Origin of the sequence: Pseudomonas sp. A-1 (assembly GCF_004801855.1) — a bacterium.
Taxonomy (GTDB): Bacteria; Pseudomonadota; Gammaproteobacteria; order Pseudomonadales; family Pseudomonadaceae; genus Geopseudomonas.
Genome location: NZ_SSTC01000013.1, coordinates 47,089 through 72,624, shown reverse-complemented (window position 1 = coordinate 72,624; position 25,536 = coordinate 47,089). Strand labels below are relative to the sequence as shown.

Here is a 25,536-nt window from a genome sequence, read left to right as displayed (position 1 = left end):
CGCGCTCCCGCGCCGGCGCCCTGCGCTGGCGGCGGCGCAGCGGGCCGGACTGCGCTCGGCGGCTGGGTGCCGGCCATGCGCTCCACGCCCGTGGCCGCACCGATGCGCTGCAAGGCACTGCTGTAGCGCCTGGCCTCGTCCTGACCGAGCCCCTTCTTCAGCACCACGCGTGGCTGAGCGAACAGTTGCTCCAGGCGCTCCCCGCTCAGCCCGAACAGGCGGGCGAAGCTTGCCTGCACCTGCTCCCTGCTGAACCCCTCGAGCACCTCGCCCTTGAATACGACTGCATAGACCGCGTCCGTCATCGGCACCTCTCCCCGGAGGCCAGATCCCTTGCCACTCATCGAGTGCCGGAGGAAGGCCGCCCCTCCCCAGTACCGACGAGCGCGCCGCCCGGTCGGGGACTGCGTCGCATGTCGGGGGAAAAGGTCGGAAAGCTTCCATTCGACACCGATTCCTTGCTGGTGCGCTTGCGCCATTCGGCAGCCCGCACGCAGCGACGGCCCATCATACGGCCAGTGGCGCAGCCCTCCAATCACCGGGAGTTCCGCACAGGCAAACCCGTAGCTCCAAAATCCCGGCCTGCCCCCTGAAAACAAGAACCCCGGCACGGGGCCGGGGTTCTTGTGCAGCAGAGGCGAACGCAGTCGCTTAGTTCAGCGGGCTGCGGCCCTTGCCGGCGGCGATGCGCATGCGCAGCGCGTTGAGCTTGATGAAGCCCGCGGCGTCGGCCTGGTTGTAGGCGCCGGCATCGTCCTCGAAGGTGGCGATGTTGGCGTCGAACAGCGAGTCGTCGGACTTGCGGCCGACCACGATGACGTTGCCCTTGTACAGCTTCAGGCGCACCACGCCGTTCACGCTGGCCTGGGAGGCGTCGATCATCTGCTGCAGCATCAGACGCTCCGGGCTCCACCAGTAGCCGTTGTAGATCAGGCTGGCGTACTTGGGCATCAGCTCGTCTTTCAGGTGGGCCACTTCGCGGTCGAGGGTGATCGACTCGATGGCGCGGTGGGCCTTGAGCATGATGGTGCCACCGGGGGTCTCGTAGCAGCCGCGCGACTTCATGCCGACGTAGCGGTTCTCGACGATGTCGAGGCGGCCGATGCCGTTCTCGCCGCCGACCTTGTTCAGCTGGGTCAGCACCTGGGCCGGGGTCAGCTCGACGCCGTCGATGGCGACGATGTCACCGGCGCGGTAGGTCAGCTCGATGTAGGTCGGCACGTCCGGAGCCTTCTCCGGGGACTTGGTCCAGCGCCACATGTCCTCTTCGTGCTCGGTCCAGGTGTCCTCCAGCACGCCGCCCTCGTAGGAGATGTGCAGCAGGTTGGCGTCCATGGAGTACGGCGACTTCTTCTTGCCGTGGCGCTCGATCGGGATGGCATGCTTCTCGGCATAGTCCATCAGCTTCTCGCGCGACAGCAGGTCCCACTCGCGCCAGGGGGCGATGACCTTGACGCCCGGCTTCAGCGCGTAGGCGCCCAGCTCGAAGCGCACCTGGTCGTTGCCCTTGCCGGTGGCGCCGTGGGAGATCGCGTCGGCGCCGGTGGCGTTGGCGATCTCGATCAGGCGCTTGGCGATCAGCGGACGGGCGATGGAGGTACCCAGCAGGTACTCGCCTTCGTACACGGTGTTGGCGCGGAACATCGGGAACACGAAGTCGCGCACGAACTCTTCGCGCAGGTCGTCGATGAAGATTTCCTTGACGCCCAGGGCCTGGGCCTTGGCACGCGCCGGCTCCACTTCCTCGCCCTGACCCAGGTCAGCGGTGAAGGTCACCACTTCGCAGTTGTAGGTATCCTGCAGCCACTTGAGGATCACCGAGGTGTCCAGGCCACCGGAATAGGCCAGAACTACCTTTTTCACGTCCGCCATTCGTTACTCCACGGGGGGTTGCTACGAAAAGAGGCATTCTAGCCCCGCCTCCGGCGAATTTACAGGGGAACGGGCCGCCCGGCGGGGCGCCGCGTGACCGTCCGGCGGCTTTTCGGTAGCATCGTGCCCCACGAGTCATCCCGCCTGGAATTCCCCGCATGTCCGACCGCCTGACCCTGCTGCGTCCCGACGACTGGCACATCCACCTGCGCGACGGCGCCGCCCTGGCGCACACCGTGCCCGACGCCGCGCGCACCTTCGGCCGCGCCATCATCATGCCCAACCTGGTGCCGCCGGTGCGCAACGCCGAGCAGGCCGCGGCCTACCGCGAGCGCATCCTGGCCCAGCGCCCGGCCGGCAGCCGCTTCGAGCCGCTGATGGTGCTCTACCTCACCGACAAGACCAGTCCCGAGGAGATCCGCGCGGCCAAGGCCGGCGGCCTGGTGCACGCCGCCAAGCTGTACCCGGCCGGCGCCACCACCAACTCGGATTCGGGCGTCACCAGCATCGACAACATCTTCCCGGTGCTGGAGGCGATGGCCGAGGTCGGCCTGCCGCTGCTGGTGCACGGCGAGGTGACCCACGCCGACATAGACGTGTTCGACCGCGAGAAGCGCTTCATCGACGAGAACCTCAGCCGCGTGGTGCAGCGCTTCCCGACCCTCAAGGTGGTGTTCGAGCACATCACCACCGGCGATGCCGCGCAGTTCGTGCTGGAGGCGCCGGCCAACGTCGCCGCCACCATTACCGCCCACCACCTGCTGTACAACCGCAACCACATGCTGGTCGGCGGCATCCGTCCGCACTTCTATTGCCTGCCGATCCTCAAGCGCAACACTCACCAGCAGGCCCTGCTGGACGCCGCCACCAGCGGCAACCCGAAGTTCTTCCTCGGCACCGACTCGGCGCCGCACGCCCGCCACGCCAAGGAAGCCGCCTGCGGCTGCGCCGGCTGCTACACCGCCTACGCCGCCATCGAGCTGTACGCCGAGGCCTTTGACAGCCGCGGCGCGCTGGACAAGCTGGAAGGCTTCGCCAGCTGCTTCGGCCCGGACTTCTACGGCCTGCCGCGCAACAGCGACCGCATCACCCTGGTGCGCGAGGACTGGGTGGCGCCGACCGAGCTGCACTTCGGCGAGCAGCAGCTGGTGCCGCTGCGCGCCGGCGAGAAGATCCGCTGGCGTGTGCTGGAGGGTGCAGCATGAGCGAGCAGATCGACTACGAGGACTACGAACAGGAACCCCACGCCGGCGGCTTCAAGCCGCCGATGGCGCGGCGCTTCCGCGGCTTCCTGCCGGTGGTGGTGGACGTCGAGACCGGCGGCTTCAACAGCGCCACCGACGCCCTGCTGGAGATCGCCGCCACCACCATCGCCATGGACGACGACGGCTTCCTCTATCCCGAGCACACCTACTTCTACCGGGTGGAGCCGTTCGAGGGCGCCAACATCGAGCAGGCCGCGCTGGACTTCACCGGCATCAAGCTCGGCCACCCGCTGCGCATGGCGGTGAGCGAGGAGCAGGCGCTGGGCGAGATCTTCAAGGGCGTGCGCAAGTCGCTGAAGTCCAGCGGCTGCAAGCGCGCCGTGCTGGTCGGCCACAACGCCAGCTTCGACCTCGGCTTCCTCAATGCCGCAGTCAACCGCACCGGGATCAAGCGCAACCCGTTCCACCCGTTCTCCAGCTTCGACACCGCGACGCTGGCCGGCCTCGCCTACGGCCAGACCGTGCTGGCCAAGGCCTGCCAGGCGGCGGACATCCCGTTCGATAACCGCGAGGCGCACAACGCCCGCTACGACACCGAGAAGACCGCCGAGCTGTTCTGCGGCATCGTCAACCGCTGGAAGGAACTGGGCGGCTGGATGGACTTCGAGGACTGAACCTCGAGTCCGCTGAAGAACCCGGCCCCGGCCGGGTTTTTCATGTCCGCAATCCGGATGCCAACCCGCTCGGGCGGGCGACAAATGGTCATCCCTCGTGTTTGACAATATTTCTCATTAAAACTAGGATCGACGCATCAACCACTTGCCGCAGGTAGCGCCATGTACGTCTGTCTTTGCTTGGGTGTGACCGACCACCAGATTCGCGACGCCATCTACGAGGGCTGCTGCAGCTACCGTCAGGTGCGCGAGGCGACCGGCGTCGGCACCCAGTGCGGCAAGTGCGCCTGCGAAGCCAAGAAGCTGGTGCGCCACACCATCCACGACGTGCACCAGGCCCAGCTCGCCCTCGCCCATCCGGTCGCCTTCGCCGCCGCCTGAGCGCGCCCGCTCCCGCCGCATCCCCTCCCGCGCCGCCGCCCGGCGGCGCTTGCAGACTCCTGCATTTGACAGCCCCCCGCCCCCGACACAGACTGATGCGTCAGTCATCACAGTCAAGGCGGACCCCGGCATGAAAGGCGACAAGAAGGTCATCCAGCACCTGAACAAGATCCTCGGCAACGAGCTGATCGCGATCAACCAGTACTTCCTGCACGCGCGCATGTACGAGGACTGGGGCCTGGACAAGCTTGGCAAGCACGAGTACCACGAGTCCATCGACGAGATGAAGCATGCCGACAAGCTGACCAAGCGCATCCTGTTCCTCGAGGGCCTGCCCAACCTGCAGGATCTCGGCAAGCTGCTGATCGGCGAGAACACCAAGGAAATGCTCGAGTGCGACCTCAAGCTGGAGCAGAAGGGCCTGGTCGACCTCAAGGAGGCCATCGCCTACTGCGAGAGCGTCGGCGACTACGGCAGCCGCGAACTGCTGGAAGACATCCTCGAGTCCGAGGAGGAGCACATCGACTGGCTGGAAACCCAGCTCGGCCTGATCGAGAAGGTCGGCCTGGAGAACTACCTGCAGTCGCAGATGGACGAGTGATTCCCCGCCCCAATGAAAAGGCCCCTCGAACGAGGGGCCTTTTCATTTCCGGATATGTCGGACGCTCACTCGCCCTTGTGCACCGCGGCCTTGATCAGCGGCTGCAGTTCGCCCTTCTGGTGCATCTCGAGGATGATGTCGCTGCCGCCGATCAGCTCGCCATCGACCCACAGCTGCGGGAAGGTCGGCCAGTTGGCGTACTTCGGCAGGTTGGCGCGGATCTCCGGGTGCTGCAGGATGTCGACGTAGGCGAACTTCTCGCCGCAGGCCATCACCGCCTGCGAGGCGCGCGCGGAGAAGCCGCACTGCGGCGCGTTGGGCGAGCCCTTCATGTACAGCAGGACGGGGTTGCTGGCGATCTGCTCTTTGATGGTTTCGATGATGTCCATGGTCTACCTCGGCTGAAGTTTCCCGGCCCGGGGCCGGCAGGATGGGCCGATTGTAACCAAATCCCGTGCACGGCGCTCGGTCTTGCGCGCCGGCGGCAACTGCGGCGAAATGCCCGTGAGTGGCGCATTGCACAAGCCGTGCTGACGCCCCGTGCAGCCGGGCGTACCGGTTTGCGCAGCCGCGCAATTTCCTTATAAGATCGGTTTCTTTTCTCGAGTACCGCACAGTGCGGTCCCGCCGCAGTTCTCGTCCGTTTTTATTCGAAGTCGGTCATCTCTGCGGCCTGTCTTGACCAGGTAGTGAATAATGAGTGTACGGCACTTTCTCTCGTTGATGGACTGCACGCCCCAGGAGCTGGCCAGCCTGATTCGCCGAGGCATCGAGCTGAAAGATCTGCGCAACCGCAGCGTACTCTACGAGCCCCTGAAGAACCGCGTGCTGGGCATGATCTTCGAGAAGGCCTCGACCCGCACCCGCCTGTCCTTCGAGGCCGGCATGATCCAGCTCGGCGGCCAGGCCATCTTCCTGTCGCCGCGCGACACCCAGCTCGGCCGCGGCGAGCCGATCAGCGACTCGGCCATCGTCATGTCGCGCATGCTCGACGCGGTGATGATCCGCACCTACGCGCACCAGAACGTCCTCGACTTCGCCGCCCACTCCAGCGTGCCGGTGATCAACGGCCTGACCGACGACCTGCACCCCTGCCAGCTGCTGGCCGACATGCAGACCTTCCAGGAGCATCGCGGTTCCATCCAGGGCAAGACCGTGGCCTGGGTCGGCGACGGCAACAACATGTGCAACACCTACGCCCAGGCGGCGGTGCAGTTCGACTTCCAGCTCAGGGTCGCCTGCCCGGAGGGCTACGAGCCCAAGCAGGAATTCCTCGACCAGGCCGACGGCCGGGTGACCATCCTGCGCGACCCGCGCGAGGCGGTGGCCGGCGTCCACCTGGTGAGCACCGACGTGTGGGCCTCGATGGGCCAGGAAGAGGAGGCCGCGGCGCGCATGCAGCGCTTCGCGCCCTACCAGGTCAGCCGCCAGCTGCTCGACCACGCCGCCAGCGACGTGCTGTTCATGCACTGCCTGCCGGCGCACCGCGGCGAGGAGATCAGCGTCGACCTGCTCGACGACCCGCGCTCGGTGGCCTGGGACCAGGCGGAGAACCGCCTGCACGCGCAGAAGGCGCTGCTCGAGTTCCTGGTCGAACACGCCTACCCCGCCTAACGCACAAGGACCCGCCGGCGATGCCCCACAGACTGCTGCTGCAACTGCGCGACCTGGCCTGCGGCTACCACGGACAGCAGGTGGTGCAGCAGCTCAACCTGCACCTCAACGCCGGCGACATCGGTTGCCTGCTCGGCCCCTCGGGCTGCGGCAAGACCACCACCCTGCGTGCCATCGCCGGTTTCGAGCCGGTGCACGCCGGCTCCATCGAGCTGGCCGGCGAGGTGATCTCCAGCCCCGGCTTCACCCTGGCGCCGGAGAAGCGCCGCATCGGCATGGTGTTCCAGGACTACGCGCTGTTCCCGCACCTGACGGTGCTGGAGAACATCGCCTTCGGCATCCGCCAGCACCCGGAGCGCGAGCGCATCGCCACCGAGATGCTCGAACTGGTGCAGCTCGGCCCGCTGGGCAAGCGCTACCCGCACGAGCTGTCCGGCGGCCAGCAGCAGCGCGTCGCCCTGGCCCGCGCGCTGGCGCCCGAGCCGCGCCTGCTGCTGCTCGACGAGCCGTTCTCCAACCTCGACGTCGAGCTGCGCCGCAGCCTCAGCCACGAGGTGCGCGAGATCCTCAAGTCGCGCGGCACCAGCGCCATCCTGGTCACCCACGACCAGGAGGAAGCCTTCGCGGTCTGCGACCAGGTGGGCGTGTTCAACAACGGCCGCCTGGAGCAGTGGGACACTCCGTTCAACCTCTACCACGAGCCGCTGACCCCCTTCGTCGCCAGCTTCGTCGGCCAGGGCTACTTCGTCCGCGGCCAGATGCTCACTCCCGACACGGTGCAGACCGAGCTGGGCGTGATCCGCGGCAACCGCGCCTACCAGTGGGCGCCGGGCAGCGCGGTGGACATGCTGCTGCGCCCGGACGACATCGTCCACGCGCCGGACAGCCCGCTCAGGGCATGCATCGTCGGCAAGTCGTTCCTCGGCGCCGCCACCCTGTACCGCCTGCAACTGCCTACCGGCACCCGCCTCGAGGCGCTGTTCCCCAGCCACGAGGATCACCGCATCGGCGAGGACGTCGGCATCCAGATCGCCGCCGAGCACCTGGTCGCCTTCCCCGCCCAGGGCAGCATCGCCACCCAGCAGGCGCGCGCGGAAGCCTCCGCCCAGCTCTGACCCGCCAGGCAGTCCCGATTCCCGGCAGCGGCGCGCTCAGCCGGCGTCGCCGCTGCGCACCCGGCGCACGGCATCCTGCCAGCCGGCGTACAGCGCCTGGCGGCGCTCCTCCGCCATGCCCGGCACGAAGCGCCGGCTGGCCTGCCAGCGCGCCGCCAGCTCGTCGAGCCCCTGGTACACCCCGCTCTGCAGGCCGGCCAGGCTGGCCACGCCGAGGGCGGTGGTCTCGATCACCTGCGGGCGCTCCACCGCCACGTCGAGGATGTCGGCGAGGAACTGCATCAGCCAGTTGTTGGCCACCATGCCGCCGTCCACCCGCAGCGCGCTCAGCGCGCCGGCGCCGTCCAGGCGCATGGCCTCGAGCAGGTCGCGGCTCTGGTAGCACACCGCCTGCAGCCCGGCGGTGACGATCTCCTTGATCCCGGTGTCGCGGGTCAGGCCGAGGATCGCCCCGCGCGCCTGCGGGTCCCACCAGGGCGCGCCGAGGCCGGTGAACGCCGGCACCAGGTACACGCCGCTGGCCGCGTCGGTCTGCTCGGCCAGCGCCTCGCTGTCGCTGGCGTGCTCGATCAGGCGGATGCCGTCGCGCAGCCACTGCAGCGCCGCGCCAGCGACGAAGATGCTGCCCTCCAGGGCATAGGTCGTCTCGCCCTGCAGGCGGTAGCCGACGGTGGTCAGCAGGCGATGGCGCGACACCAGCGGCGTGGCGCCGGTGTTGCGGATCATGAAGCAGCCGGTGCCGTAGGTGCTCTTGAGCATGCCCGGCGCGAAGCAGGCCTGGCCGAATAGCGCCGCCTGCTGGTCGCCGGCCATGCCGCGGATCGGGATGGCCGCGCCGAACAGCTCGCGGTCGCTGCTGCCGAACTCGGCGGCGCAGTCCAGCACCTCCGGCAGCAGGCTCGGCGGAATGTCGAACAGCGCCAGCAGTTCGGCATCCCACTGCTGGCGGTGGATGTCGAACAGCAGGGTGCGCGCCGCGTTGCTGGCATCGGTGCGGTGCACCCGGCCGCCGGTGAGGCGCCAGAGCAGGAAGCTGTCCACCGTGCCAAAGCGCAGCTCGCCGCGCGCGGCACGCTCGCGGGCGCCGGGCACCCGGTCGAGAATCCAGCGCAGCTTGGTGGCGGAGAAGTACGGATCGAGCAGCAGGCCGGTCTTCGCCGCCACCATAGACTCATGACCGGCGGCCCTGAGCGCGGCACACTCGGCGGCGGTGCGGCGGTCCTGCCAGACGATGGCCGGATGGATGGGCACGCCGCTGGCGGCGTCCCACACCAGGGTGGTCTCGCGCTGGTTGGTGATGCCGATGGCGGCGATCTGCCGGGCGTCGAGGCCGGCCTGGCGCAATGCCGCGCGGCACACCGCCAGCACGCCCTGCCAGATCGCCTCGCCGTCGTGCTCGACCCAGCCGGCGGCGGGAAAGTGCTGGCGGAGTTCCTGCTGGGCCTGGGCCAGCACGCGGCCGGCGGCGTCGAAGACGATGGCGCGGCTGCTGGTGGTGCCCTGGTCGATGGCGAGCAGATGGGCGGGCATGGGGCTACCTCCGTGCGGGGCGGGCGCGGATCACCGGCGGGGGTGACACGCCCCTACAGCATCGCAGACAACCGGCGGTTCAGCCGCGGCCGATGGCGGCGAAGCTCGCCCGTGTGTGCTCGGCGAGCACCGCGGCGGCCAGCTCCACCTCCAGGCCGCGGCGGCCGGCGCTGACGAAGATGGTCGCAAAGCCCTGCGCCGATGCATCGATGAAGGTGCGCAGGCGCTTCTTCTGCCCCAGCGGGCTGATGCCGCCGAGCAGGTAGCCGGTGGCGCGCTGCGCCGCCGCCGGGTCGGCCATGTCGGCCTTCTTCACCCCGGCCGCCTGCGCCAGCGCCTTGAGATCGAGAGTGCCGGCCACCGGCACCACCGCCACCAGCAGCTCGCCCTTCTCGCTGGCGGCGAGCAGGGTCTTGAACACCCGCGCAGGCTCCAGGCCGAGCTTCTCCGCCGCCTCCAGGCCGTAGGACGGCGCCTTGGGGTCGTGGGTGTAACTGTGCACCGTGTGCGCGGCGCGAACTTTCTTCAACAGATCTATGGCCGGGGTCATGCTGGCTTCACGAAAAGGGTCGAGAATGAAATCGGGAGTGCACAGGAAAAGTTGCCGGAAACCAGCAGCTTGCGTGCCGAACCCACGATAACGCAAAAGCCAACAGTCGGGCATCCAGGCCCAGGAAAGGGCGATGGATCAGGGACACACAAGAAAAGGCGCAACCATCATGACAGCATCCCAGCAAGGCACCGCCCCCCTGGCCGAGGTCTACGACCTGGCGGTGATCGGCGGCGGCATCAACGGTTGCGGCATCGCCGCCGACGCCGCCGGCCGCGGCCTGTCGGTGTTCCTCTGCGAACAGCACGACCTGGCGGCGCACACCTCCTCGGCCAGCAGCAAGCTGATCCACGGCGGCCTGCGCTACCTGGAGCACCACGAGTTCCGCCTGGTGCGCGAGGCGCTCGGCGAGCGCGAGGTGCTGCTGGGCATGGCGCCGCACCTGGTGCGGCCGCTGCGCTTCATCCTGCCGCACCGCCCGCACCTGCGCCCGGCGTGGATGATCCGCGCCGGGCTGTTCCTCTACGACCACCTCGGCGTGCGCCACAGCCTGTCCGGCTCGCGCCACCTGCACTTCGGCCCCGGCTGCCCGCTCAAGGCGGAGATCGAGGAAGGCTTCGAATACTCCGACTGCTGGGTCGACGACGCGCGCCTGGTGGTGGCCAACGCCATCAGCGCCCGCGAGCACGGCGCGCACATCCACACCCGCACCCGCTGCATCGGCGCGCGGCGCAGCAAGGACCTCTGGCACCTGCAACTGGAGCGCGAGGACGGCAGCCGCCTGTCGCTGCGCGCCCGCGCCCTGGTCAACGCCGCCGGGCCGTGGGTCGAACAGGTGCTCGGCGACTGCCTGCACCAGCGCAGCGAGCAGCACCTGCGCCTGATCCAGGGCAGCCACATCGTGGTGCCGCGCCTGCACGACGGCGAGCAGGCCTACATCCTGCAGAACAGCGACGGCCGCATCGTCTTCGTCCTGCCGTACCTGCAGCGCTTCAGCCTGATCGGCACCACCGACCGCGAGTACCACGGCGACCCGGCGGCGGTGCAGATCACCGACGAGGAGACCGACTACCTGCTCGGCGTGGTCAATGCGCACTTCCGCCGGCAGCTGGAACGCCGCGACATCGTCAGCCACTTCGCCGGCGTGCGCCCGCTGTACGACGACGCCCGGGACAACCCGGCGGCGGTCACCCGCGACTACCGCCTGGTGCTGGCCGACGAGCACGGCGCCGCCCCGCTGCTGTCGGTATTCGGCGGCAAGCTGACCACCTACCGCAAGCTGGCCGAGGCCGCCCTGGCCCAGCTGGCGGCGTACCTCCCGCACATGGGCCCGGCCTGGACCGAGCGCAGCAAGCTGCCCGGCGCCGAGGAGCTGGATTCGGTGAGCCAGCTGGCCGAGGCGCTGTGCGACGCCCACGGCTGGCTGGCCGGCGACCTGGCGCGGCGCTGGGCCGCCAGCTACGGCACCCGCGCCTGGCGCCTGCTGGAGGACGTGCACTGCCTGATGGATCTGGGCGAGAACTTCGGCGCCGGCCTGTACGCCCGCGAGGTGGACTACCTGCGCGAGGAGGAATGGGCGCTCAGCCTGGAGGACATCCTCTGGCGGCGGACCAAGCTCGGCCTGCTGCTCGGCCCGATGCAGCAGCAGAAGCTGCAGCGCTACCTGCAGGGCGCCCAGGCCAGCGGCGCCGGGCCGACGATCATCCACGGGCGCCTGCTCGGCAATCCCGTCGCCCGCCTGCCCAACAGGGATGCCGGCGCGCCGCAGCGCCCGGCGCGCTGAACGCCAGACAGCAGGAACCCCCGACCGCGCTGCGGACGGGGGTTCGGTTGCGCGGCAGCTGCCGCCGGAGGCGTCAGGCCGCCTGGCGACGCGAGCGCACGAACAGGTAGAACACCGCGATGCCGGCGACCACCAGGCCCGGCGCCGAGGCGGCCATCACGCCGACGGTGCCGGTGCCCAGGGCGAGCATCTTGCCGGCCACCAGCGGGCCGCTCATGGCGCCCAGGCGACCGACCGCCACCGCGGTGCCGACGCCGGTGGCGCGCACCTCGGTGCGGTAGAACAGCGGCGCCAGCGCATACAGCACGCCCTGGCCGCCGGTGGCGAACACGCCCGCGGCGAAACCGGCGAACAGCATGCCGACGAAGCTCTCGACGATGCCGAGGGCCGCCAGCGCGGCGAGCAGGCCACCATAGATCAGCGCGGCGATCGCCAGCGGACGCAGGGTGTTCATCAGCACGCCGAGCATCAGGGTGCCGACGGCGGCGCCGATCTGCAGGGTGAACACCACCCAGCTGGCCTGCACGCCGCTGAAGCCCTGGCCGACCAGCAGGCTCGGCAGCCAGCTGATCAGCATGTACACCACCATCAGGGTGAAGAAGTAGGCGACCCACAGCAGCGCGGTCGGCAGCATCGCGCCGTTGCGGAACAGCCCGTCCATCACCGGCACCCGCGGCTCACTGGACACTGCAGCCTGGCGAGCCTTGAAGGCGGCCGACTCCGGCAGCCACAGCAGCAGCAGCGGCAGCACCAGCAGCGGCAGCACGCCGCCGACGTAGAACGGCACGGTCCAGTCGTCGAAGTAGCCGACGATGCCGATCATCGCCGCCAGCGCCGCACCGATCGGCACGCCGCAGTACATCAGGCTCACCGCGGTGCCGCGCAGGCGCGGACCTGCACCCTCCGAGCACAGGGCGATCAGGTTGGGCAGCGCGGCGCCCAGGCCGACACCGGTGAGCAGGCGCGCCAGCATCAGGCTGTACAGCTCCCAGGCATGCGCCGTGGCGATGGAGAAGATGCCGAACAGCGCCACCGAGGCGATCAGCACGCCCTTGCGGCCGATGCGGTCGGCCAGCCAGCCGCCGACCAGTGCACCGGGCAGCAGGCCGAGGATGCCGGCGCTGAACACCCAGCCCATCTGCAGCTTGTCCAGGCCGAAGGCAGCGGCCATGCCCTTGGCGGCGATGCCCGGGGCCTGGAAGTCGATGCCTTCCAGCACGGCCACGGTGAAGCACAGGGCGATGGTCAGCCAGGTGCGGCGGCTGTCGTGTGACGTCTCGGCAGCGGTGTGGGGAATGGCTTGCGCAGTGCAGGTTTTCATATCGGTCTACCTGTTTGTTTTCTTATTGGAGTACACGAAACGGCCAGTTGCCCGGAGGAAACTGGCCATTGGTCAGGGAGCGGCTCAGTGGCCCTTGCCCGCCGCCAGCAGGTCGAGGGCCACGTCGACGATCATGTCTTCCTGGCCGCCGACCATGCGCCGGCGGCCCAGTTCGACGAGGATGTCGAGGGTCTTCAGGCCGTACTTGGCCGCGGCGACCTCGGCGTGGCGCAGGAAGCTCGAGTAGACGCCGGCGTAGCCGAGACCGAGGGTCTCGCGGTCGACGCGCACCGGACGGTCCTGCAGCGGACGCACCAGGTCGTCGGCGGCGTCCATCAGGCGGTACAGGTCGGTGCCGTGGTTCCAGCCCAGGCGCTCGGCGGCGGCGATGAACACCTCCAGCGGCGCGTTGCCGGCGCCGGCGCCCATGCCGGCGAGGCTGGCGTCGATGCGGTCGCAGCCCTCCTCCACCGCGGCGATGGAGTTGGCCACGCCGAGCGACAGGTTGTGGTGGGCGTGCATGCCGGTCTGGGTCTCGGGGTTCAGCACGGCCTTGAAGGCGCGCATGCGCTCGCGGATGTCGTTCATGTTCATCGCGCCGCCGGAGTCGGCCATGTAGATGCACTGCGCACCGTAGCTCTCCATCAGCTTGCCCTGGGCGGCGAGCTGCTCGGCGGGGATCATGTGGCTCATCATCAGGAAGCCGACGGTGTCCATGCCCAGGCTGCGGGCGTATTCGATGTGCTGCTTCGACACATCGGCCTCGGTGCAGTGGGTGGCCACGCGCACGCTGCGGGCGCCGGCCTCAAAAGCGGCCTTGAGGTCGTGGACCGTGCCGATGCCGGGCAGCAGCAGCACGGTGATCCTGGCGTGCTGGATCACCTCGGCGGCGGCCTCGATCCACTCCAGGTCGGTGTGGGCGCCGAAGCCGTAGTTGAAGCTGGAGCCCTGCAGGCCGTCGCCGTGGGTCACCTCGATGGAATCGACTTTCGCCTCGTCCAGGGCGCGGGCGATGTCCTGCACGTTCTGGATCGAGTACTGGTGGCGCACCGCGTGGCTGCCGTCGCGCAGGGTGACGTCGGAGATGTACAGCTTCTTGCTCGGGTCGAAGGTCATGGCGCGTCTCCTCAGCCGTTGATCATGGAAAGAGCCATGCGCTCGGCGGTAGCCAGCGCGGCGGAGGTCATGATGTCGAGGTTGCCGGCGTAGGCCGGCAGGTAGTGGGCGGCGCCTTCAACTTCGAGGAACACGGAAGTCTTCAGACCGGAGAAGGTGCCGTGGCCCGGGATGGTCAGCGGCTTGTCCGCGGGGATGACGTCGAACTGCACCTTCTGCTTGAGGCGGTAGCCCGGCACGTAGGCCTGCACGGCCTGGGCCATTTCCTCGACCGAGGCCTCGACCTTGGCCTGGTCGACCGCTTCGGACAGCACGAACACGGTGTCGCGCATGATCAGCGGCGGCTCGGCCGGGTTCATGACGATGATCGCCTTGCCCTTGGCGGCGCCGCCGATCACTTCGATGGCTTTCGAAGTGGTTTCGGTGAACTCGTCGATGTTGGCGCGGGTGCCGGGGCCTGCGGATTTCGAAGCAATGGAAGCGACGATCTCGGCGTAGTGCACCTTGGCCACGCGCGAGACCGCGGCGACCATCGGGATGGTGGCTTGGCCGCCGCAGGTGACCATATTGACGTTGGTCGCGGCGAGGTTTTCTTCCAGGTTGACTACCGGCACGCAGTACGGGCCGATGGCCGCCGGGGTCAGGTCGATCAGGCGGATGCTCGGCTTGAGCGAGCGCAGGAAGGCGTCGTTCTTGACGTGAGCGCCGGCCGAGGTGGCGTCGAAGACGAAGTCGATGTCCTTGAACACGTCCATGCGGGTCAGGCCCTCGACACCCTCGTGGGTGGTGGCCACGCCCATCCGCGCGGCGCGCGCCAGGCCGTCGGAGGCCGGGTCGATGCCGACCATGGCGCCCATTTCCAGGTGCTTGGCGTTGCGGAGGATCTTGATCATCAGGTCGGTGCCGATGTTGCCGGAGCCGACGATGGCGACTTTGAGTTTTTTCATGTCTGGTCTCACTGCTGCACCCGGATCGGGCGAGGAAATCACTCGGCGCTGAAGCTGACGCCGACCTGGCCGATGCCGTCGATCACCGCCTCGAAGCGGTCGCCGGCGGCCACGCCGACCATCGGGCCGAGGGCGCCGGTGAGGATCAGGTCGCCGGCCTTGAGCGGCTCACCCAGGCGGGCCATGGTGCGCGCCAGCCATACCGCGGCGTTCAGCGGATGGCCGAGGCATTCGGCGCCGCTGCCGCTGGAAACGATCTCACCGTTGCGGGTCATGGACATGGCTGCCTGGCGCAGGTCGACATCAGCGATGCGCCGCGCCGGGCCGCCGAGCACGTAGCAGCCGCTGGAGGCGTTGTCGGCCACGGTGTCGACGAAGCGGATGTTCCAGCCCTGCACGCGGGAACCGACGATCTCCAGCGCCGGCAGCACCCAGCCGGTGGCGTCGAGCAGCTCGGCGAAGGTGGTGTCGGCGCGCGGCAGATCCTTGGCGAGGATCAGGGCGATCTCGGCCTCGATCTTCGGCTGCAGCACGCGGCCGAACGGCACCACCTCGTTGTCGCCGTAGCCCATGTCGGCGAACAGGGTGCCGAAGTCCGGCTGGTCGACGCCGAGCTGGGCCTGCACCTTGGGATTGGTCAGGCCGATCTTGCGGCCGACCACGCGGCGCCCGGCGGCGACGCCGTGGGCGACGTTGAGGCGCTGGATGGCGTAGGCCGCCGCGCCGTTGTCCTCGCCGATCAGAGCGCACAGCGGCTCGACGGCCTCCCCGCTCGCCTCGGCGCCGCGCAGGGCGGCGGCCAGTTGTTCCAGGGTCTGTTGGGTCACGCTCATGACTTAACCTCGGGTGCGCGCAATTCGGGGGGCCGCCGGCGACTCGCATGGCGAATCGAGGCCGGAAGCTGTCGGTGGCCGACAGGAAAGCCGCGGTCAGACCTGCTCAGGTTGTCCGCAGCAGCCGTGGGGCCTTTGTTGTCGCGCCGAGTATAGGAACGGCCGAAAAACCCCGACAATGAAAAACCGCCCGAACGTGCACTATGTGCACATCGTTGTTTTAAAAGGATTTTTCACAATAAAAAGCCTGTACCGGCCCGCGCTCCGGTGTGCCGGCGGACGGGTGGTACAGGCAGGAAACCCGGCTTCAGCCAGAGGCCGGGTAGACCGATAACCGTGGCCGGCGGCGAGGCGCCGGCGAGAAGCGGATCAGTGGGTCAGGAAGTCCAGCACCATGCGGTTGAACTTGTCGGCGTGCTCCCACTGCGCCCAGTGGCCGCAGCCGTTGAACACGTGCAGCTGCGAGTTGGGGATGCCGGCGATCAGGCGCAGGCCGGTGTCCATCGGCACGAAGCGGTCATTGCGACCCCAGATGACCAGGGTCGGCGCCTTGATCTCGGCCAGGCGCGGACTGAAGTCGGGGAACTGCTTCGGGTTGGCGTCGAGGCTCTTGACGAAGTTTTCCAGGTGGTCGCGACGCGCCAGCATGTTGTCCAGGCGCGCCTGGAACAGCTCCTCGGTGAGGTCGCTGGGGTCGTAGACGAAGATGTTCATCATCTTCTTCAGGTTGTCGATGGTCGGCTCGCGGTACAGGCCCTGCAGCAGCTTGATGCCTTCGGTCGGCATCGGCACGAACGGGCTCATGCCGCCGGTACCACCACCCATCAGCACCAGCTTGCCGACGCGCTGCGGGTTGGCCAGGGCGAAGGCCACGGCGCTGTGACCGCCCATCGAGTTGCCGAGGATGTGCACGCGGTCCAGATCCAGCGCATCGACCAGGCCCTTGAGCACGCGGGCGTTGAGGTCGGAGCGCGAACCGGTGCAGACGATCGAGTCGCTCTTGCTCCAGCCCGGGCAGTCCATGAGGATCACCCGGTAGCCGGCGCTCACCAGCGGCTCGATGTTGCGGTTGAAGTTGGCCCAGCCGCTGGCGCCGGGACCGGAGCCGTGCAGCATGACCACGGTTTCGGCACCTGCGCCGCAGTCGTTGTAGTGGATGTTGAGGTCGAGCTCGCCGTCCTGGATACGCACGAACTTGCTGGTGGAGGCTTCGCTCAGGGTGGTGCTGGTCATCAACTGACTCCTCGAATTCAGGCTTGGGGGGCGAGACGGCGGAAGGCGCCGTTCAGGTACAGGAGCGGCTCGCCGCCCTGCTGGCCTCGGGTGGCCAGGACCTCGCAGAGGAAGGCGTGGTGGGTGCTCTCGTCGAACACCTTGACCACCCGGCAATCGAAGTTGGCCAGGGCGCCGTCGAGCACCGGCACGCCGCTGGCCAGGTCGCGCCACTGGCCGTGCTCGAAGCGCGCCTCGCCGTGGACGCCCTCGACCATGCCGGCGAACACCCTGGCCTCGTGCTCCTGCTCGGCGGACAGCACGTTCACGCACAGCGCGCCGCTGTTGAGGATGGCCTCGCTGGCGGCGACCTTCTTGTTGACGAACACCACCAGGCGCGGCGGTTCGGCGGTCACCGAACACACCGCGGTGGCGGTCAGGCCCAGCTGGGTGTCGCCGTCGCGGGCGGTGATGATGGTCACCGCGGCGGCCAGGTTGCGCATGCCGACGCGATGGTCGTCGGGGCTGACCACCGGCAGGCCGGCCAGCTCGGCGTTGGGCACCCAGTCGAGCAGTTGGTTGATCTGTTGGCTCATGATCGGTTTCTCACGCAGCAGGCAGAAGTGGGCGGGGTCGCTGCCCCGCCCTTCTTTGACAAATCAGACCTTGACGCCGAACGGGTTGGCCGCCGGCATCGGGTTGCCGAGCAGCTGGCCGCCGAGCAGGTCGCCGATGTTGTCCTGGTTCTGGGTGATGTGGTTGGCGCCGACCAGGATGTCGCGCATCTGGCGCTGCATCGGGCTGCTCAGCCACACGCCACGGGTGGCGGTCTTCTTGAAGATCATGTGGGCCGCATCGAAGCACTCGCCACCGGTGAACTGATTGGTGGCGAAGTGGCGCACGCGCACGTCCAGCGGCACCAGCTCGCCGCGCGAGGCATACTGCCAGGCCTCGTCGGTGTTCTGCAGCACGCGCGCCTGGCAGGCGACGATCTTGGCGTAGGCCTCGCCCAGGCGGTTCTTGATGAACGGGTCGTTGACCGCGGCGCCGACCGCCTGGTTGAGGTTCTGCCGCGGCATCATGTGTTCGATGTACAGGTCGACCATGCCGCGCGCCATGCCGATGATCACCGAGGACACCGCGGCGTAGAACACGAAGAAGAACGGCATCTTGAACAGGTTGTCGACGTGACCGTGCGACTCCTGGTCGTAGGCCGCGATCACGTGGCTGCGGTACTCGGGAACGAAGACTTCCTTGATGATCAGCTTCTTGCTGCCGGTGCCGGCCAGGCCGACCACGTGCCAGTCGTCGACGATCTCGAAGTCGCTGCGCTGCACCCAGAACGAGCGGAACTCCATTTCGCCCTGGTCGTTGGCCACCCGGCCGCCGAGGAAGGCACCGCCGGCGGCGTGGTCGCAGCCGCTGGAGGTCAGCCACTCGCCGTTGAGCACGTAGCCACCCTCGGCGCGCTTGACGGTGCCGAACGGCGCGTAGGAGGAGGACACCAGGCGGGTGTTGTCGTCACCCCACAGCTCGTCGCCGCAGCGCGGGTCGAGCAGGCCCACCTCGAAGGGATGCACGCCGAGCACCATCACGTTCCAGGCGCTGGACGGGCAGCCGCGGGCCAGTTCCATCAGCACCCTGTTCAGCACGTTGGGGCTCATCTCGTAGCCGCCCCAGCGCTTGGGCTGCAGGATCTTGAAGAAGCCGGCTTCCTGGAAATCGGCAATGGTTTCCTTGGGCACCATGCGCGCCTTCTCGCAGGCCTCGGCACGCTCGCGCAGGCGCGGGATCAGCGCTTCGGCGCGGGCGACGATTTCGGCTTCGCTGGGGATCTGGGTTTCGATGTGGCTCATGTCTCTGACCTCTTTCGCGCCGCGACACACGCAGCGGCTGACGCACTCTTGTTGTGGATGGCGTTGACCCGGCGGGGTCAGGCCTGCTCGGCGCTCACCACGCCATAACCGGCAATCCATTCGTTGATCGCCCGGTAGTAGTCCAGGCGGGCGGTGTAGGCACCGGTGGCGGCCAGGGCGCAGAAGGCGGCGACCCAGGTGCGCACCTCGTGGGCCGAGCGGCCGGCGGCCTTGGAGATCTCCTCGATCTTGAACTCGTCGATCGCCTCGAGGCGGCCGCTGAGCAGCAGGTCGACGAAGCCCAGGTCCCACTCGGCGTTCAGCGGGGTCTGCGCCGACAGTTCGGTGCCGTAGATCTTGCCGGCGGCGATGGTGCGCTCCTGACGGGCGGCGCGCGCCTCCGGAGTCGGGTTGCGCCCGGCGATGAGGAATTCGGCGATGGCCTCGGGAGCGTCGGCCAGCAGCGGGACCGGCGGCTCGTGGGACAGGCCGCCGGTGCCGAGGATCAGCACGCGCTTGTCCAGCCTGGCGATGAAGCGGCCGACCGCCTCGCCGAGCTTGCGGATGCGGCGGTAGGGGGCGAACGGCGGCGCCACCGAGTTGACGATGATCGGGATCACCGGGTAGCGGTCGATGCTGCCGGTCAGCTCTTCGAGGGTCTGGGTGCAGCCGTGGTCCACCTGCAGGCGGTGCGACAGGGCGATGTCGACGTCGCTGTCGAGCACGTGGCGGGTCAGCTCGAGGGCCAGCTCGCGGTCCACCGACAGCGGGCCGGGCTGGGTCAGGTAGTCGCCCACCGACTCGGCGGCGGTGGCGATCACGAACGGAGGCATCAGATCGTAGAACAGGCCGTTGTAGTGATCGGGGGCGAAGATCACGATCAGCTCGGGATCGAAGGCCTCGACCTCGGCGCGCGCCTTGGCCAGTGCGGCATCGACTTCGGCGACCACCTCTGCACCCGGGTCGTTGAGACCGCGCAGGGGGGTGTGCGACAGGCATTTGAGTTTTACAGTCATGAAACCTCCGTGATCGCGGGAGACCAGGGCGTCTCCGCAGACCAAAGCGCAACGAGTCAGGTGGGTTGCCGTGGCTGGCCGCGGTTGCCCGCCGGGCAGCGCCGCTGCCACTCGCCGGCTGGCAGGCAGCTCACCTGGTTGTTTTTTGTTCAGAACCTACGGTGGCCATTCTAGGGGCGTGCCCCGGGAAGGAAAAAAACTATCTGTCCTTGCGTGCACTATGTGCACGTGATTGTTTTGAAAGGATTTTTCATCGAAAGGCGGGGATCTTCGCGGCCTGCAGCCCCGGGCGCGGCACCTGCCGGCGGCGCAAAGCCCCTTTTCCGGCTGGGGAAATCCGCCGGCGCGGCGCGCCCGGACGCTGGGCCGGCACGCGGCCGGCGTGGTTGAATATCGGCAAACCGGACCGGCCTCCTGGTAACCGCAAGATGAGCAGCACGCGCGAAACCGAATACAAGACCGTCCGCGGCCTGACCCGCGGCCTGCAGATCCTCAATGCCCTCAACCGGGTGGACGGCGGCGCCAGCCCGGCCAGGCTGGCCGAGCTGACCGGCCTGCACCGCACCACCGTGCGCCGCCTGCTGGAGACCCTGCAGGACGAAGGCTACGTGCGGCGCAGCGAGTCGGACGACAGCTTCCGCCTCAACCTCAAGGTGCGCGAACTGAGCGAGGGCTTCCGCGACGAGCAGTGGATTTCCGAGCTGGGCGCGCCGCTCTTGGCCGAGCTGCTGCAGGAGGTGCACTGGCCGACCGACCTGTGCACCCTGGACGTCGACGCCATGGTGGTGCGCGAGACCACCCACCGTTTCAGCCGCCTGTCGTTCCACCGCTCGATGGTCGGCCGCCGCCTGCCGATGCTGATCACCGCCACCGGCCTGGCCTACCTGGCGTTCTGCCCGGAGGCCGAGCGCGAGCGCATCGTCGAACTGCTGGCCAGGCGCGACGACGAGGAGAGCCGCCTGGCGCGCAACCCGGTGGCGCTGGACAACCTGCTGCGCCGCACCCGCCACCGCGGCTACGGCGAGAACTACGGCAGCTGGAACACCGAGGAGCGCATCGCCTCCATCGCCGTGCCGATCTGCGGCGAACAGCGGGTCTACGGCTGCCTCAACCTGGTCTACGTGCTCAAGGCGATGACCATCGAGCAGGCCGCCCAGCGCTACCTGCCGGCGCTGCAGCGGGTCGCCGCCACCATCGAACAGGGCATCCGCGAACGCGAGCAGGCCGGGCCGGTGCTGTCCTGAGCCCAGCGCTGGAGACTGGTAGAAGATCGCTGCGCGAGTCTTCTACCCTACGAATCGGGGCCAGGCGCAGGCTGGACAACCGCGCAGCGTTGTCCACCTTCAGCCGGCGCGTGGGACTGTCGTGATCGACCGGGGCGCAGGAGCGCCCGGCATGTCGTTCCCACGCCGGAGCCTGGGAACGATCGAGCTGTGCTCTACGCCGCCGCCTGCGCCTTGCCGCGCAGCTGGCGCGCCGCACTGACCATGTGCTCCAGCGCTGCAAAGGTTTCCCCCCAGCCGCGGGTCTTCAGGCCGCAGTCGGGGTTGACCCACAGCCGCTCGGCGGGGATGCGCTCCGCCGCCTTCTCCAGCAGCGCGACCATCTCCGCCACCGTCGGCACTCGCGGCGAGTGGATGTCGTAGACGCCCGGGCCGATCTCGTTGGGATACTCGAACGCCTCGAAGGCCTCCAGCAGCTCCATCTGCGAGCGCGAGGTCTCGATGGTGATGACGTCGGCGTCCATCGCCGCGATGGCCTCGATCACGTCGTTGAACTCGCTGTAGCACATGTGGGTGTGGATCTGCGTGGCGTCATCCACCCCGCTGGCGCACAGGCGGAAGGCCTCCACCGCCCAGTCCAGGTAGTGCTGCCAGGCGCCGCGGCGCAGCGGCAGGCCCTCGCGGAACGCTGCCTCGTCGATCTGGATGATCCGGATGCCGGCCGCCTCCAGATCCTGCACCTCGTCGCGGATCGCCAGCGCCAGCTGGCGCGCCTGCACCTCGCGGCTGACGTCCTCGCGCGGGAACGACCACATCAGCATGGTCACCGGGCCGGTCAGCATGCCCTTCATCGGCTTGGCGGTCAGGCTCTGCGCGTAGCGGATCCACTCCACGGTCATCGGCCGCGGCCGGCTCAGGTCGCCATAGATGATCGCCGGCTTGACGCAGCGCGAGCCGTAGCTCTGCACCCAGCCGAAGCGGGTGAAGGCGTAGCCGTCGAGCTGCTCGGCGAAGTACTCGACCATGTCGTTGCGCTCGGCCTCGCCGTGCACCAGCACGTCCAGCCCCAGCTTCTCCTGCACGCTCACCGCATGGCGGATCTCGGCCTGCATGGCCTCGGTGTAGTCGGCCTCGCCGAGCTTGCCCAGCTTGTACGACTGCCGTGCCAGACGGATCGCCGCGGTCTGCGGGAAGGAGCCGATGGTGGTGGTCGGGAACGCCGGCAGATCGAGGCGCGCACGCTGCCGCACGATGCGTTCGGCGAACGGGCTGGCGCGGCGGCTGTCGGCCGGCACCACCTGCGCCAGACGGGCCTGCACCGCCGGATTGTGGATGCGTGGCGACTGGGCACGCGCCTGCTGCACCGCGCGGCTGTCGCCCAGCGCGGCCTGCACCAGGGCATCCTCGGGATGATTGAGGGCGCGGGCCAGCAGCGCCACCTCCTCGCACTTCTGTACGGCGAAGGCCAGCCAGCCTTTCAGCTCGGCGTCCAGGCGGTCCTCGCGGTTCAGATCCACCGGGCTGTGCAGCAGCGAGCAGGACGGCGCCACCCACAGGCGCTCGCCCACCCGCGCCTGCGCCTCGCGCAGCACCTCAAGAGCTTGCTCCAGGTCGCAGCGCCAGACGTTGCGGCCGTTGACCACGCCGAGCGACAGCACCTTGTAGGCCGGCAGGCGGTCGAGGATCGCCGGGAACTGCTCGGGCGCGCGCACCAGGTCGAGGTGCAGGCCGGCCACCGGCAGGTTGGCGGCCAGGCCGAGGTTGTCCTCCAGGCCGGCGAAGTAGGTGGTCAGCAGCTTCTGCGGAGTCGGCGCCTGCAGCAGGTTGTAGGCGCGCTCGAAGGCGCTCTTCCAGTCCTGCGGCAGGTCGAGGCCGAGGATCGGCTCGTCGATCTGCACCCACTCCACACCGAGGCCGGCCAGGCGGCCGAGCACCTCGCCGTACACCGGCAGCAGGCGCTCGAGCAGTTCCAGCTTGTCGAACTCGTCGCCGCGCACCTTGCCCAGCCACAGGTAGGTCAGCGGGCCGATCAGCACCGGCTTGACCGCATGGCCCAGTTCACGGGCCTCGGCGACCTCCTCGAACAGCTGCTCCCAGCTCAGGCGGAACTGCTGGTCGCGGCTGAACTCGGGGACCAGGTAGTGGTAGTTGGTGTCGAACCACTTGGTCATCTCCAGCGCCTGCGCACCGCCACCGCCGCAGCAGCCGCCGCTGGCGCCGCGGGCCATGGCGAACAGGGTGTCGAGGGTGACGCGGCCGTCGGCGCCACGGAAGCGCTCGGGCACCACGCCGAACATCAAGGAGTGGTTGAGCACCTGGTCGTACCAGGCGAAGTCGCCGACCGGCAGCAGCTCGATGCCGGCCTCCTGCTGCAGCTGCCAGTGCGCGGCGCGCAGCTGGCGGCCCACCGCGCGCAGCCCGGCCTCGTCCAGCTCGCCCTTCCAGTAGGCCTCGAGGGCCTTCTTCAGCTCGCGGTCGCGGCCGATACGCGGGAAGCCGAGGGTGTGCGCCAATGCCATTTGTCTGTCTCCGTGTTGGTGATGGCGGTCATTGTCGACAGTCGCCACCACATGAGACAAACTCAATATATTCGTGATGATCTACAATTTTACTCACGACACCAACAGGTCAGACTGGTGCGCATGGCGCACCCTACGCCCAACGCCGCCACTCTGTAGGGTGCGCCGTGCGCACCTCCCACCCCGCCGAGGCCGCCATGATCGAACTGCGCCACCTGAAGACCCTGCACGCCCTGCGCGAATCCGACAGCCTGGTGGAGGCCGCCGAGCGCCTGCACCTGACCCAGTCCGCCCTCTCCCACCAGTTCAAGGAGCTGGAGGAGCGCCTTGGCCTGCCGCTGTTCGTGCGCAAGACCAAGCCGGTGCGCTTCACCAGCGCCGGCCTGCGCCTGCTGCAACTGGCCGACGCGGTGCTGCCGCAGCTGCGCAGCGCCGAGCGCGACCTGGCGCGTCTCGCCGGCGGCACCGCCGGAAGGCTGCACATGGCCATCGAGTGCCACAGCTGCTTCCAGTGGCTGATGCCGACCATCGACCAGTTCCGCGACGCCTGGCCGGAGGTGGAGCTCGACCTCGCTTCGGGCTTCTCCTTCGCCCCGCTGCCGGCGCTGGCGCGCGGCGACCTCGACCTGGTGGTGACCTCCGACCCGGTGGAGCTGGCCGGCATCACCTACGTGCCGCTGTTCACCTACGAGGCGCAGCTGGCGGTGGCCAACCAGCACCCGCTGGCGGGCAAGCCGTATGTCACCGCGGAGGACCTGGCCGGCGAGACGCTGATCCACTACCCGGTGGAGCGCGACCGCCTGGACATCTTCACCCGCTTCCTCGACCCCGCCGACGTCGAGCCGGCCGGACTGCGCACCGCCGAGCTGACGGTGATGATGCTGCAGCTGGTGGCCAGCGGCCGCGGCGTGTGCTGCCTGCCCAACTGGGCGCTGCACGAGTACAGCTCGCGCGGCTACGTGACGGCGAAGAAGCTCGGCGAAAAGGGCCTGTACGCCACCCTCTACGCCGGCATCCGCGCCGACATGCTGGATGCGCCGTTCATGCGCGACTTCCTCCTCACCGCCAAGGACACCTCGTTCGCCACCCTCGAGGGGGTGAGTGCGGCGCGGGGCTGAGGCGGATCAGAAGGCCAGCATCCCCACCGCCATCAGCAGCGGCGTCGCCACGCTGACCGCCACGTTCTGCCCCATCGCCGGCAGCAGGCTGTCCGGGGACTCGCCATCGCGGCGCAACAGGCGCCAGGCGCGCAGCGCCGGCAGGGCGCCGAGCAGACCGAGGGCGGCGCCGGCCGGCACCCAGCCGGCCAGCACGCAACCCAGCAGGCCGGCGAAGGCCAGCAGCCACTGCGCGCCGAGCACCGTCACCGCGCGCTGGCGGCCGAGCAGCATCGGCAGGGTCAGGCGGCCGACGCTGCGGTCGGCGTCGATGTCGGGGAACTGGTTGAGCAGCAGCAGGTTGTTGCACAGGCAGAACGGCACCAGCGCGAGCAGCGCGGCGCTCGCGCCGAGCTGTCCGGCGAGGACGCTCTGGGTGCCGAGCACCATCAGCGGGCCGAAGCCCAGGCCCGGCGCCAGCAGGCACAGCCAGGGCCGGCGGGTCAGCCAGGGGGTGTAGGCGAGCACCAGCGCCAGGCCCACCGCGCCGAGCGGCGCCAGCTGCCAGAGCAGCGCCGGCTGGCGCAGCAGGAAGTACAGGCCGATGGCGGCGCTCAGCGCCACGCCGCCGAGGCCGAGGCCCAGCGCCCGGCCCAGATGCTGCGGAGCGGCAACCAGGGTGCCGCTGCCACCGCTGAACGGGGTGCGCTCAGTGCGCAGGTCGAGGCCGCTGCGGTAGTCGCCGTACTCGTTGAGCGCGTTGACCGCGGCATGGGCGGCCAGGGCGCCGAGCAGCACCAGCAGGGCGTCGACCACGAAGGCGCCATCCAGCATGCGCGACTGCAGCGCCACGGCAATGCCGAGGGCCACGCAGGTCAGCGCCAGGACTAGGAAGCGCCCGCGAATCACCCCCAGCCAGTCCCACCTGCCTGCCATCCCTGCCCTCCTCTCGGTCGATAGGCTCCCGGCCCGGCGAGGCAGCCCGGGATGCCCGAAGGCCGGCATCATAGCGTGCTGTGCCGCACCTCGCAGGCGCATGGTGGCGAATGCGACTAAGCTTTTGCTCGTACG

The 25,536-nt window shown here is 68.8% G+C and carries 22 protein-coding genes and 2 pseudogenes; 9 read left to right on the top strand and 15 right to left on the bottom strand.

Translation table 11 applies throughout. The annotated features are described in order from the left end of the window. Together E5198_RS04575 and E5198_RS04570 are read right to left on the bottom strand one after the other, a co-directional pair. A pseudogene (locus E5198_RS04575) lies at positions 1 to 305 on the bottom strand (hypothetical protein); the annotation flags it as partial. Positions 306 to 651: 346 nt separating this feature from the next. Further along, the gene (locus E5198_RS04570; protein ID WP_136488834.1) at positions 652 to 1,872 is read right to left on the bottom strand and encodes an argininosuccinate synthase; all 1,221 of its coding nucleotides are present in this window, start codon (positions 1,870 to 1,872) and stop codon (positions 652 to 654) included. Between the two features lie 158 nt (positions 1,873 to 2,030). Here E5198_RS04570 and pyrC point away from each other — a divergent pair, with 158 nt between their 5' ends. The 4 genes from pyrC to bfr all read left to right on the top strand — a co-directional run bounded on the left by pyrC (position 2,031) and on the right by bfr (position 4,733). Continuing rightward, entirely contained in the window at positions 2,031 to 3,077 is a 1,047-nt protein-coding gene (gene pyrC / locus E5198_RS04565; RefSeq protein WP_136488833.1) for a dihydroorotase, read from the top strand. Continuing rightward, entirely contained in the window at positions 3,074 to 3,751 is a 678-nt protein-coding gene (gene rnt / locus E5198_RS04560; RefSeq protein WP_136488832.1) for a ribonuclease T, read from the top strand. Before pyrC ends, rnt begins: the two co-directional genes overlap by 4 nt. A 162-nt stretch (positions 3,752 to 3,913) precedes the next feature. Continuing rightward, the gene (locus E5198_RS04555) at positions 3,914 to 4,132 is read left to right on the top strand and encodes a bacterioferritin-associated ferredoxin (RefSeq protein WP_136488831.1); all 219 of its coding nucleotides are present in this window, start codon (positions 3,914 to 3,916) and stop codon (positions 4,130 to 4,132) included. 130 nt (positions 4,133 to 4,262) lie between these two features. Beyond that, complete coding sequence (gene bfr / locus E5198_RS04550) at positions 4,263 to 4,733, top strand: bacterioferritin (RefSeq protein WP_136488830.1); 471 nt, start codon at positions 4,263 to 4,265, stop codon at positions 4,731 to 4,733. A gap of 65 nt (positions 4,734 to 4,798) precedes the next feature. Here bfr and grxD read toward each other — a convergent pair whose 3' ends face one another. Then, positions 4,799 to 5,122 (bottom strand): Grx4 family monothiol glutaredoxin, encoded by a 324-nt coding sequence (grxD, locus tag E5198_RS04545; protein WP_136488829.1) that lies wholly within the window; start codon positions 5,120 to 5,122, stop codon positions 4,799 to 4,801. Positions 5,123 to 5,429: 307 nt separating this feature from the next. Here grxD and argF point away from each other — a divergent pair, with 307 nt between their 5' ends. Then, on the top strand, positions 5,430 to 6,347 hold the full coding sequence (argF, locus tag E5198_RS04540) for an ornithine carbamoyltransferase (RefSeq protein ID WP_136488828.1): 918 nt from the start codon (positions 5,430 to 5,432) through the stop codon (positions 6,345 to 6,347). Positions 6,348 to 6,367: 20 nt separating this feature from the next. Beyond that, positions 6,368 to 7,462 carry an ABC transporter ATP-binding protein gene (locus E5198_RS04535; protein ID WP_136488827.1) on the top strand — a complete coding sequence of 365 codons (1,095 nt, stop codon included), beginning with the start codon at positions 6,368 to 6,370 and terminating at the stop codon, positions 7,460 to 7,462. 36 nt (positions 7,463 to 7,498) lie between these two features. On the opposite strand, the gene glpK is transcribed toward E5198_RS04535, so the two are convergent. Both glpK and ybaK read right to left on the bottom strand, forming a co-directional pair. Then, positions 7,499 to 8,992 (bottom strand): glycerol kinase GlpK, encoded by a 1,494-nt coding sequence (gene glpK, locus E5198_RS04530; protein WP_136488826.1) that lies wholly within the window; start codon positions 8,990 to 8,992, stop codon positions 7,499 to 7,501. Between the two features lie 79 nt (positions 8,993 to 9,071). After that, positions 9,072 to 9,542 (bottom strand): Cys-tRNA(Pro) deacylase, encoded by a 471-nt coding sequence (gene ybaK, locus E5198_RS04525; RefSeq protein WP_136488825.1) that lies wholly within the window; start codon positions 9,540 to 9,542, stop codon positions 9,072 to 9,074. Between the two features lie 169 nt (positions 9,543 to 9,711). Between ybaK and glpD the strand changes: the two are divergent. Then, positions 9,712 to 11,211: pseudogene (gene glpD / locus E5198_RS04520) on the top strand (glycerol-3-phosphate dehydrogenase); the annotation flags it as partial. Positions 11,212 to 11,398: 187 nt separating this feature from the next. Here the strand turns inward: glpD and mhpT are convergent. The 8 genes from mhpT to E5198_RS04480 all read right to left on the bottom strand — a co-directional run bounded on the left by mhpT (position 11,399) and on the right by E5198_RS04480 (position 19,626). Then, positions 11,399 to 12,646: a 3-(3-hydroxy-phenyl)propionate transporter MhpT gene (mhpT, locus tag E5198_RS04515; protein WP_136488823.1), complete on the bottom strand. Its 1,248-nt coding sequence runs from the start codon at positions 12,644 to 12,646 to the stop codon at positions 11,399 to 11,401. An 84-nt stretch (positions 12,647 to 12,730) separates the two neighbouring features. Continuing rightward, positions 12,731 to 13,762 (bottom strand): 4-hydroxy-2-oxovalerate aldolase, encoded by a 1,032-nt coding sequence (dmpG, locus tag E5198_RS04510; RefSeq protein ID WP_136488822.1) that lies wholly within the window; start codon positions 13,760 to 13,762, stop codon positions 12,731 to 12,733. An 11-nt stretch (positions 13,763 to 13,773) separates the two neighbouring features. Beyond that, positions 13,774 to 14,709 carry an acetaldehyde dehydrogenase (acetylating) gene (locus E5198_RS04505; RefSeq protein WP_136488821.1) on the bottom strand — a complete coding sequence of 312 codons (936 nt, stop codon included), beginning with the start codon at positions 14,707 to 14,709 and terminating at the stop codon, positions 13,774 to 13,776. A gap of 38 nt (positions 14,710 to 14,747) precedes the next feature. Then, positions 14,748 to 15,542, bottom strand: a complete 795-nt coding sequence (gene mhpD / locus E5198_RS04500; RefSeq protein ID WP_136488820.1) for a 2-keto-4-pentenoate hydratase — start codon at positions 15,540 to 15,542, stop codon at positions 14,748 to 14,750. A gap of 369 nt (positions 15,543 to 15,911) precedes the next feature. Then, positions 15,912 to 16,775 carry an alpha/beta fold hydrolase gene (locus tag E5198_RS04495; RefSeq protein WP_168772474.1) on the bottom strand — a complete coding sequence of 288 codons (864 nt, stop codon included), beginning with the start codon at positions 16,773 to 16,775 and terminating at the stop codon, positions 15,912 to 15,914. 17 nt (positions 16,776 to 16,792) lie between these two features. After that, a complete protein-coding gene (locus tag E5198_RS04490; protein ID WP_136488818.1) occupies positions 16,793 to 17,350 on the bottom strand; it encodes a flavin reductase family protein in 558 nt (185 codons plus the stop codon). A gap of 63 nt (positions 17,351 to 17,413) precedes the next feature. Next, a complete protein-coding gene (locus E5198_RS04485; RefSeq protein ID WP_136488817.1) occupies positions 17,414 to 18,610 on the bottom strand; it encodes an acyl-CoA dehydrogenase family protein in 1,197 nt (398 codons plus the stop codon). Positions 18,611 to 18,687: 77 nt separating this feature from the next. Then, on the bottom strand, positions 18,688 to 19,626 hold the full coding sequence (locus tag E5198_RS04480; RefSeq protein WP_136488816.1) for a 3-carboxyethylcatechol 2,3-dioxygenase: 939 nt from the start codon (positions 19,624 to 19,626) through the stop codon (positions 18,688 to 18,690). Between the two features lie 428 nt (positions 19,627 to 20,054). On the opposite strand from E5198_RS04480, the gene E5198_RS04475 reads away from it, so the two are divergent. After that, on the top strand, positions 20,055 to 20,870 hold the full coding sequence (locus E5198_RS04475) for a DNA-binding transcriptional regulator (RefSeq protein WP_136488815.1): 816 nt from the start codon (positions 20,055 to 20,057) through the stop codon (positions 20,868 to 20,870). 194 nt (positions 20,871 to 21,064) lie between these two features. Here E5198_RS04475 and metE read toward each other — a convergent pair whose 3' ends face one another. Beyond that, positions 21,065 to 23,368 (bottom strand): 5-methyltetrahydropteroyltriglutamate--homocysteine S-methyltransferase, encoded by a 2,304-nt coding sequence (gene metE / locus E5198_RS04470; protein ID WP_136488814.1) that lies wholly within the window; start codon positions 23,366 to 23,368, stop codon positions 21,065 to 21,067. A gap of 197 nt (positions 23,369 to 23,565) precedes the next feature. Between metE and metR the strand changes: the two genes are divergently transcribed. Beyond that, complete coding sequence (metR, locus tag E5198_RS04465; RefSeq protein WP_136488836.1) at positions 23,566 to 24,486, top strand: transcriptional regulator MetR; 921 nt, start codon at positions 23,566 to 23,568, stop codon at positions 24,484 to 24,486. Positions 24,487 to 24,492: 6 nt separating this feature from the next. Here metR and E5198_RS04460 read toward each other — a convergent pair whose 3' ends face one another. Continuing rightward, positions 24,493 to 25,401: a prenyltransferase gene (locus tag E5198_RS04460; RefSeq protein WP_136488813.1), complete on the bottom strand. Its 909-nt coding sequence runs from the start codon at positions 25,399 to 25,401 to the stop codon at positions 24,493 to 24,495. Positions 25,402 to 25,536 lie beyond the last annotated feature (135 nt).

Excerpts from the sequence above, each read along its gene's own strand:
- E5198_RS04570 (WP_136488834.1), bottom strand. The coding sequence starts at position 1,872 with ATGGCGGACGTGAAAAAGGTAGTTCTGGCCTATTCCGGTGGCCTGGAC.
- pyrC (WP_136488833.1), top strand. The coding sequence starts at position 2,031 with ATGTCCGACCGCCTGACCCTGCTGCGTCCCGACGACTGGCACATCCAC.
- rnt (WP_136488832.1), top strand. The coding sequence starts at position 3,074 with ATGAGCGAGCAGATCGACTACGAGGACTACGAACAGGAACCCCACGCC.
- E5198_RS04555 (WP_136488831.1), top strand. The coding sequence starts at position 3,914 with ATGTACGTCTGTCTTTGCTTGGGTGTGACCGACCACCAGATTCGCGAC.
- bfr (WP_136488830.1), top strand. The coding sequence starts at position 4,263 with ATGAAAGGCGACAAGAAGGTCATCCAGCACCTGAACAAGATCCTCGGC.
- grxD (WP_136488829.1), bottom strand. The coding sequence starts at position 5,122 with ATGGACATCATCGAAACCATCAAAGAGCAGATCGCCAGCAACCCCGTC.
- argF (WP_136488828.1), top strand. The coding sequence starts at position 5,430 with ATGAGTGTACGGCACTTTCTCTCGTTGATGGACTGCACGCCCCAGGAG.
- E5198_RS04535 (WP_136488827.1), top strand. The coding sequence starts at position 6,368 with ATGCCCCACAGACTGCTGCTGCAACTGCGCGACCTGGCCTGCGGCTAC.
- glpK (WP_136488826.1), bottom strand. The coding sequence starts at position 8,992 with ATGCCCGCCCATCTGCTCGCCATCGACCAGGGCACCACCAGCAGCCGC.
- ybaK (WP_136488825.1), bottom strand. The coding sequence starts at position 9,542 with ATGACCCCGGCCATAGATCTGTTGAAGAAAGTTCGCGCCGCGCACACG.
- mhpT (WP_136488823.1), bottom strand. The coding sequence starts at position 12,646 with ATGAAAACCTGCACTGCGCAAGCCATTCCCCACACCGCTGCCGAGACG.
- dmpG (WP_136488822.1), bottom strand. The coding sequence starts at position 13,762 with ATGACCTTCGACCCGAGCAAGAAGCTGTACATCTCCGACGTCACCCTG.
- E5198_RS04505 (WP_136488821.1), bottom strand. The coding sequence starts at position 14,709 with ATGAAAAAACTCAAAGTCGCCATCGTCGGCTCCGGCAACATCGGCACC.
- mhpD (WP_136488820.1), bottom strand. The coding sequence starts at position 15,542 with ATGAGCGTGACCCAACAGACCCTGGAACAACTGGCCGCCGCCCTGCGC.
- E5198_RS04495 (WP_168772474.1), bottom strand. The coding sequence starts at position 16,775 with ATGACCAGCACCACCCTGAGCGAAGCCTCCACCAGCAAGTTCGTGCGT.
- E5198_RS04490 (WP_136488818.1), bottom strand. The coding sequence starts at position 17,350 with ATGAGCCAACAGATCAACCAACTGCTCGACTGGGTGCCCAACGCCGAG.
- E5198_RS04485 (WP_136488817.1), bottom strand. The coding sequence starts at position 18,610 with ATGAGCCACATCGAAACCCAGATCCCCAGCGAAGCCGAAATCGTCGCC.
- E5198_RS04480 (WP_136488816.1), bottom strand. The coding sequence starts at position 19,626 with ATGACTGTAAAACTCAAATGCCTGTCGCACACCCCCCTGCGCGGTCTC.
- E5198_RS04475 (WP_136488815.1), top strand. The coding sequence starts at position 20,055 with ATGAGCAGCACGCGCGAAACCGAATACAAGACCGTCCGCGGCCTGACC.
- metE (WP_136488814.1), bottom strand. The coding sequence starts at position 23,368 with ATGGCATTGGCGCACACCCTCGGCTTCCCGCGTATCGGCCGCGACCGC.
- metR (WP_136488836.1), top strand. The coding sequence starts at position 23,566 with ATGATCGAACTGCGCCACCTGAAGACCCTGCACGCCCTGCGCGAATCC.
- E5198_RS04460 (WP_136488813.1), bottom strand. The coding sequence starts at position 25,401 with ATGGCAGGCAGGTGGGACTGGCTGGGGGTGATTCGCGGGCGCTTCCTA.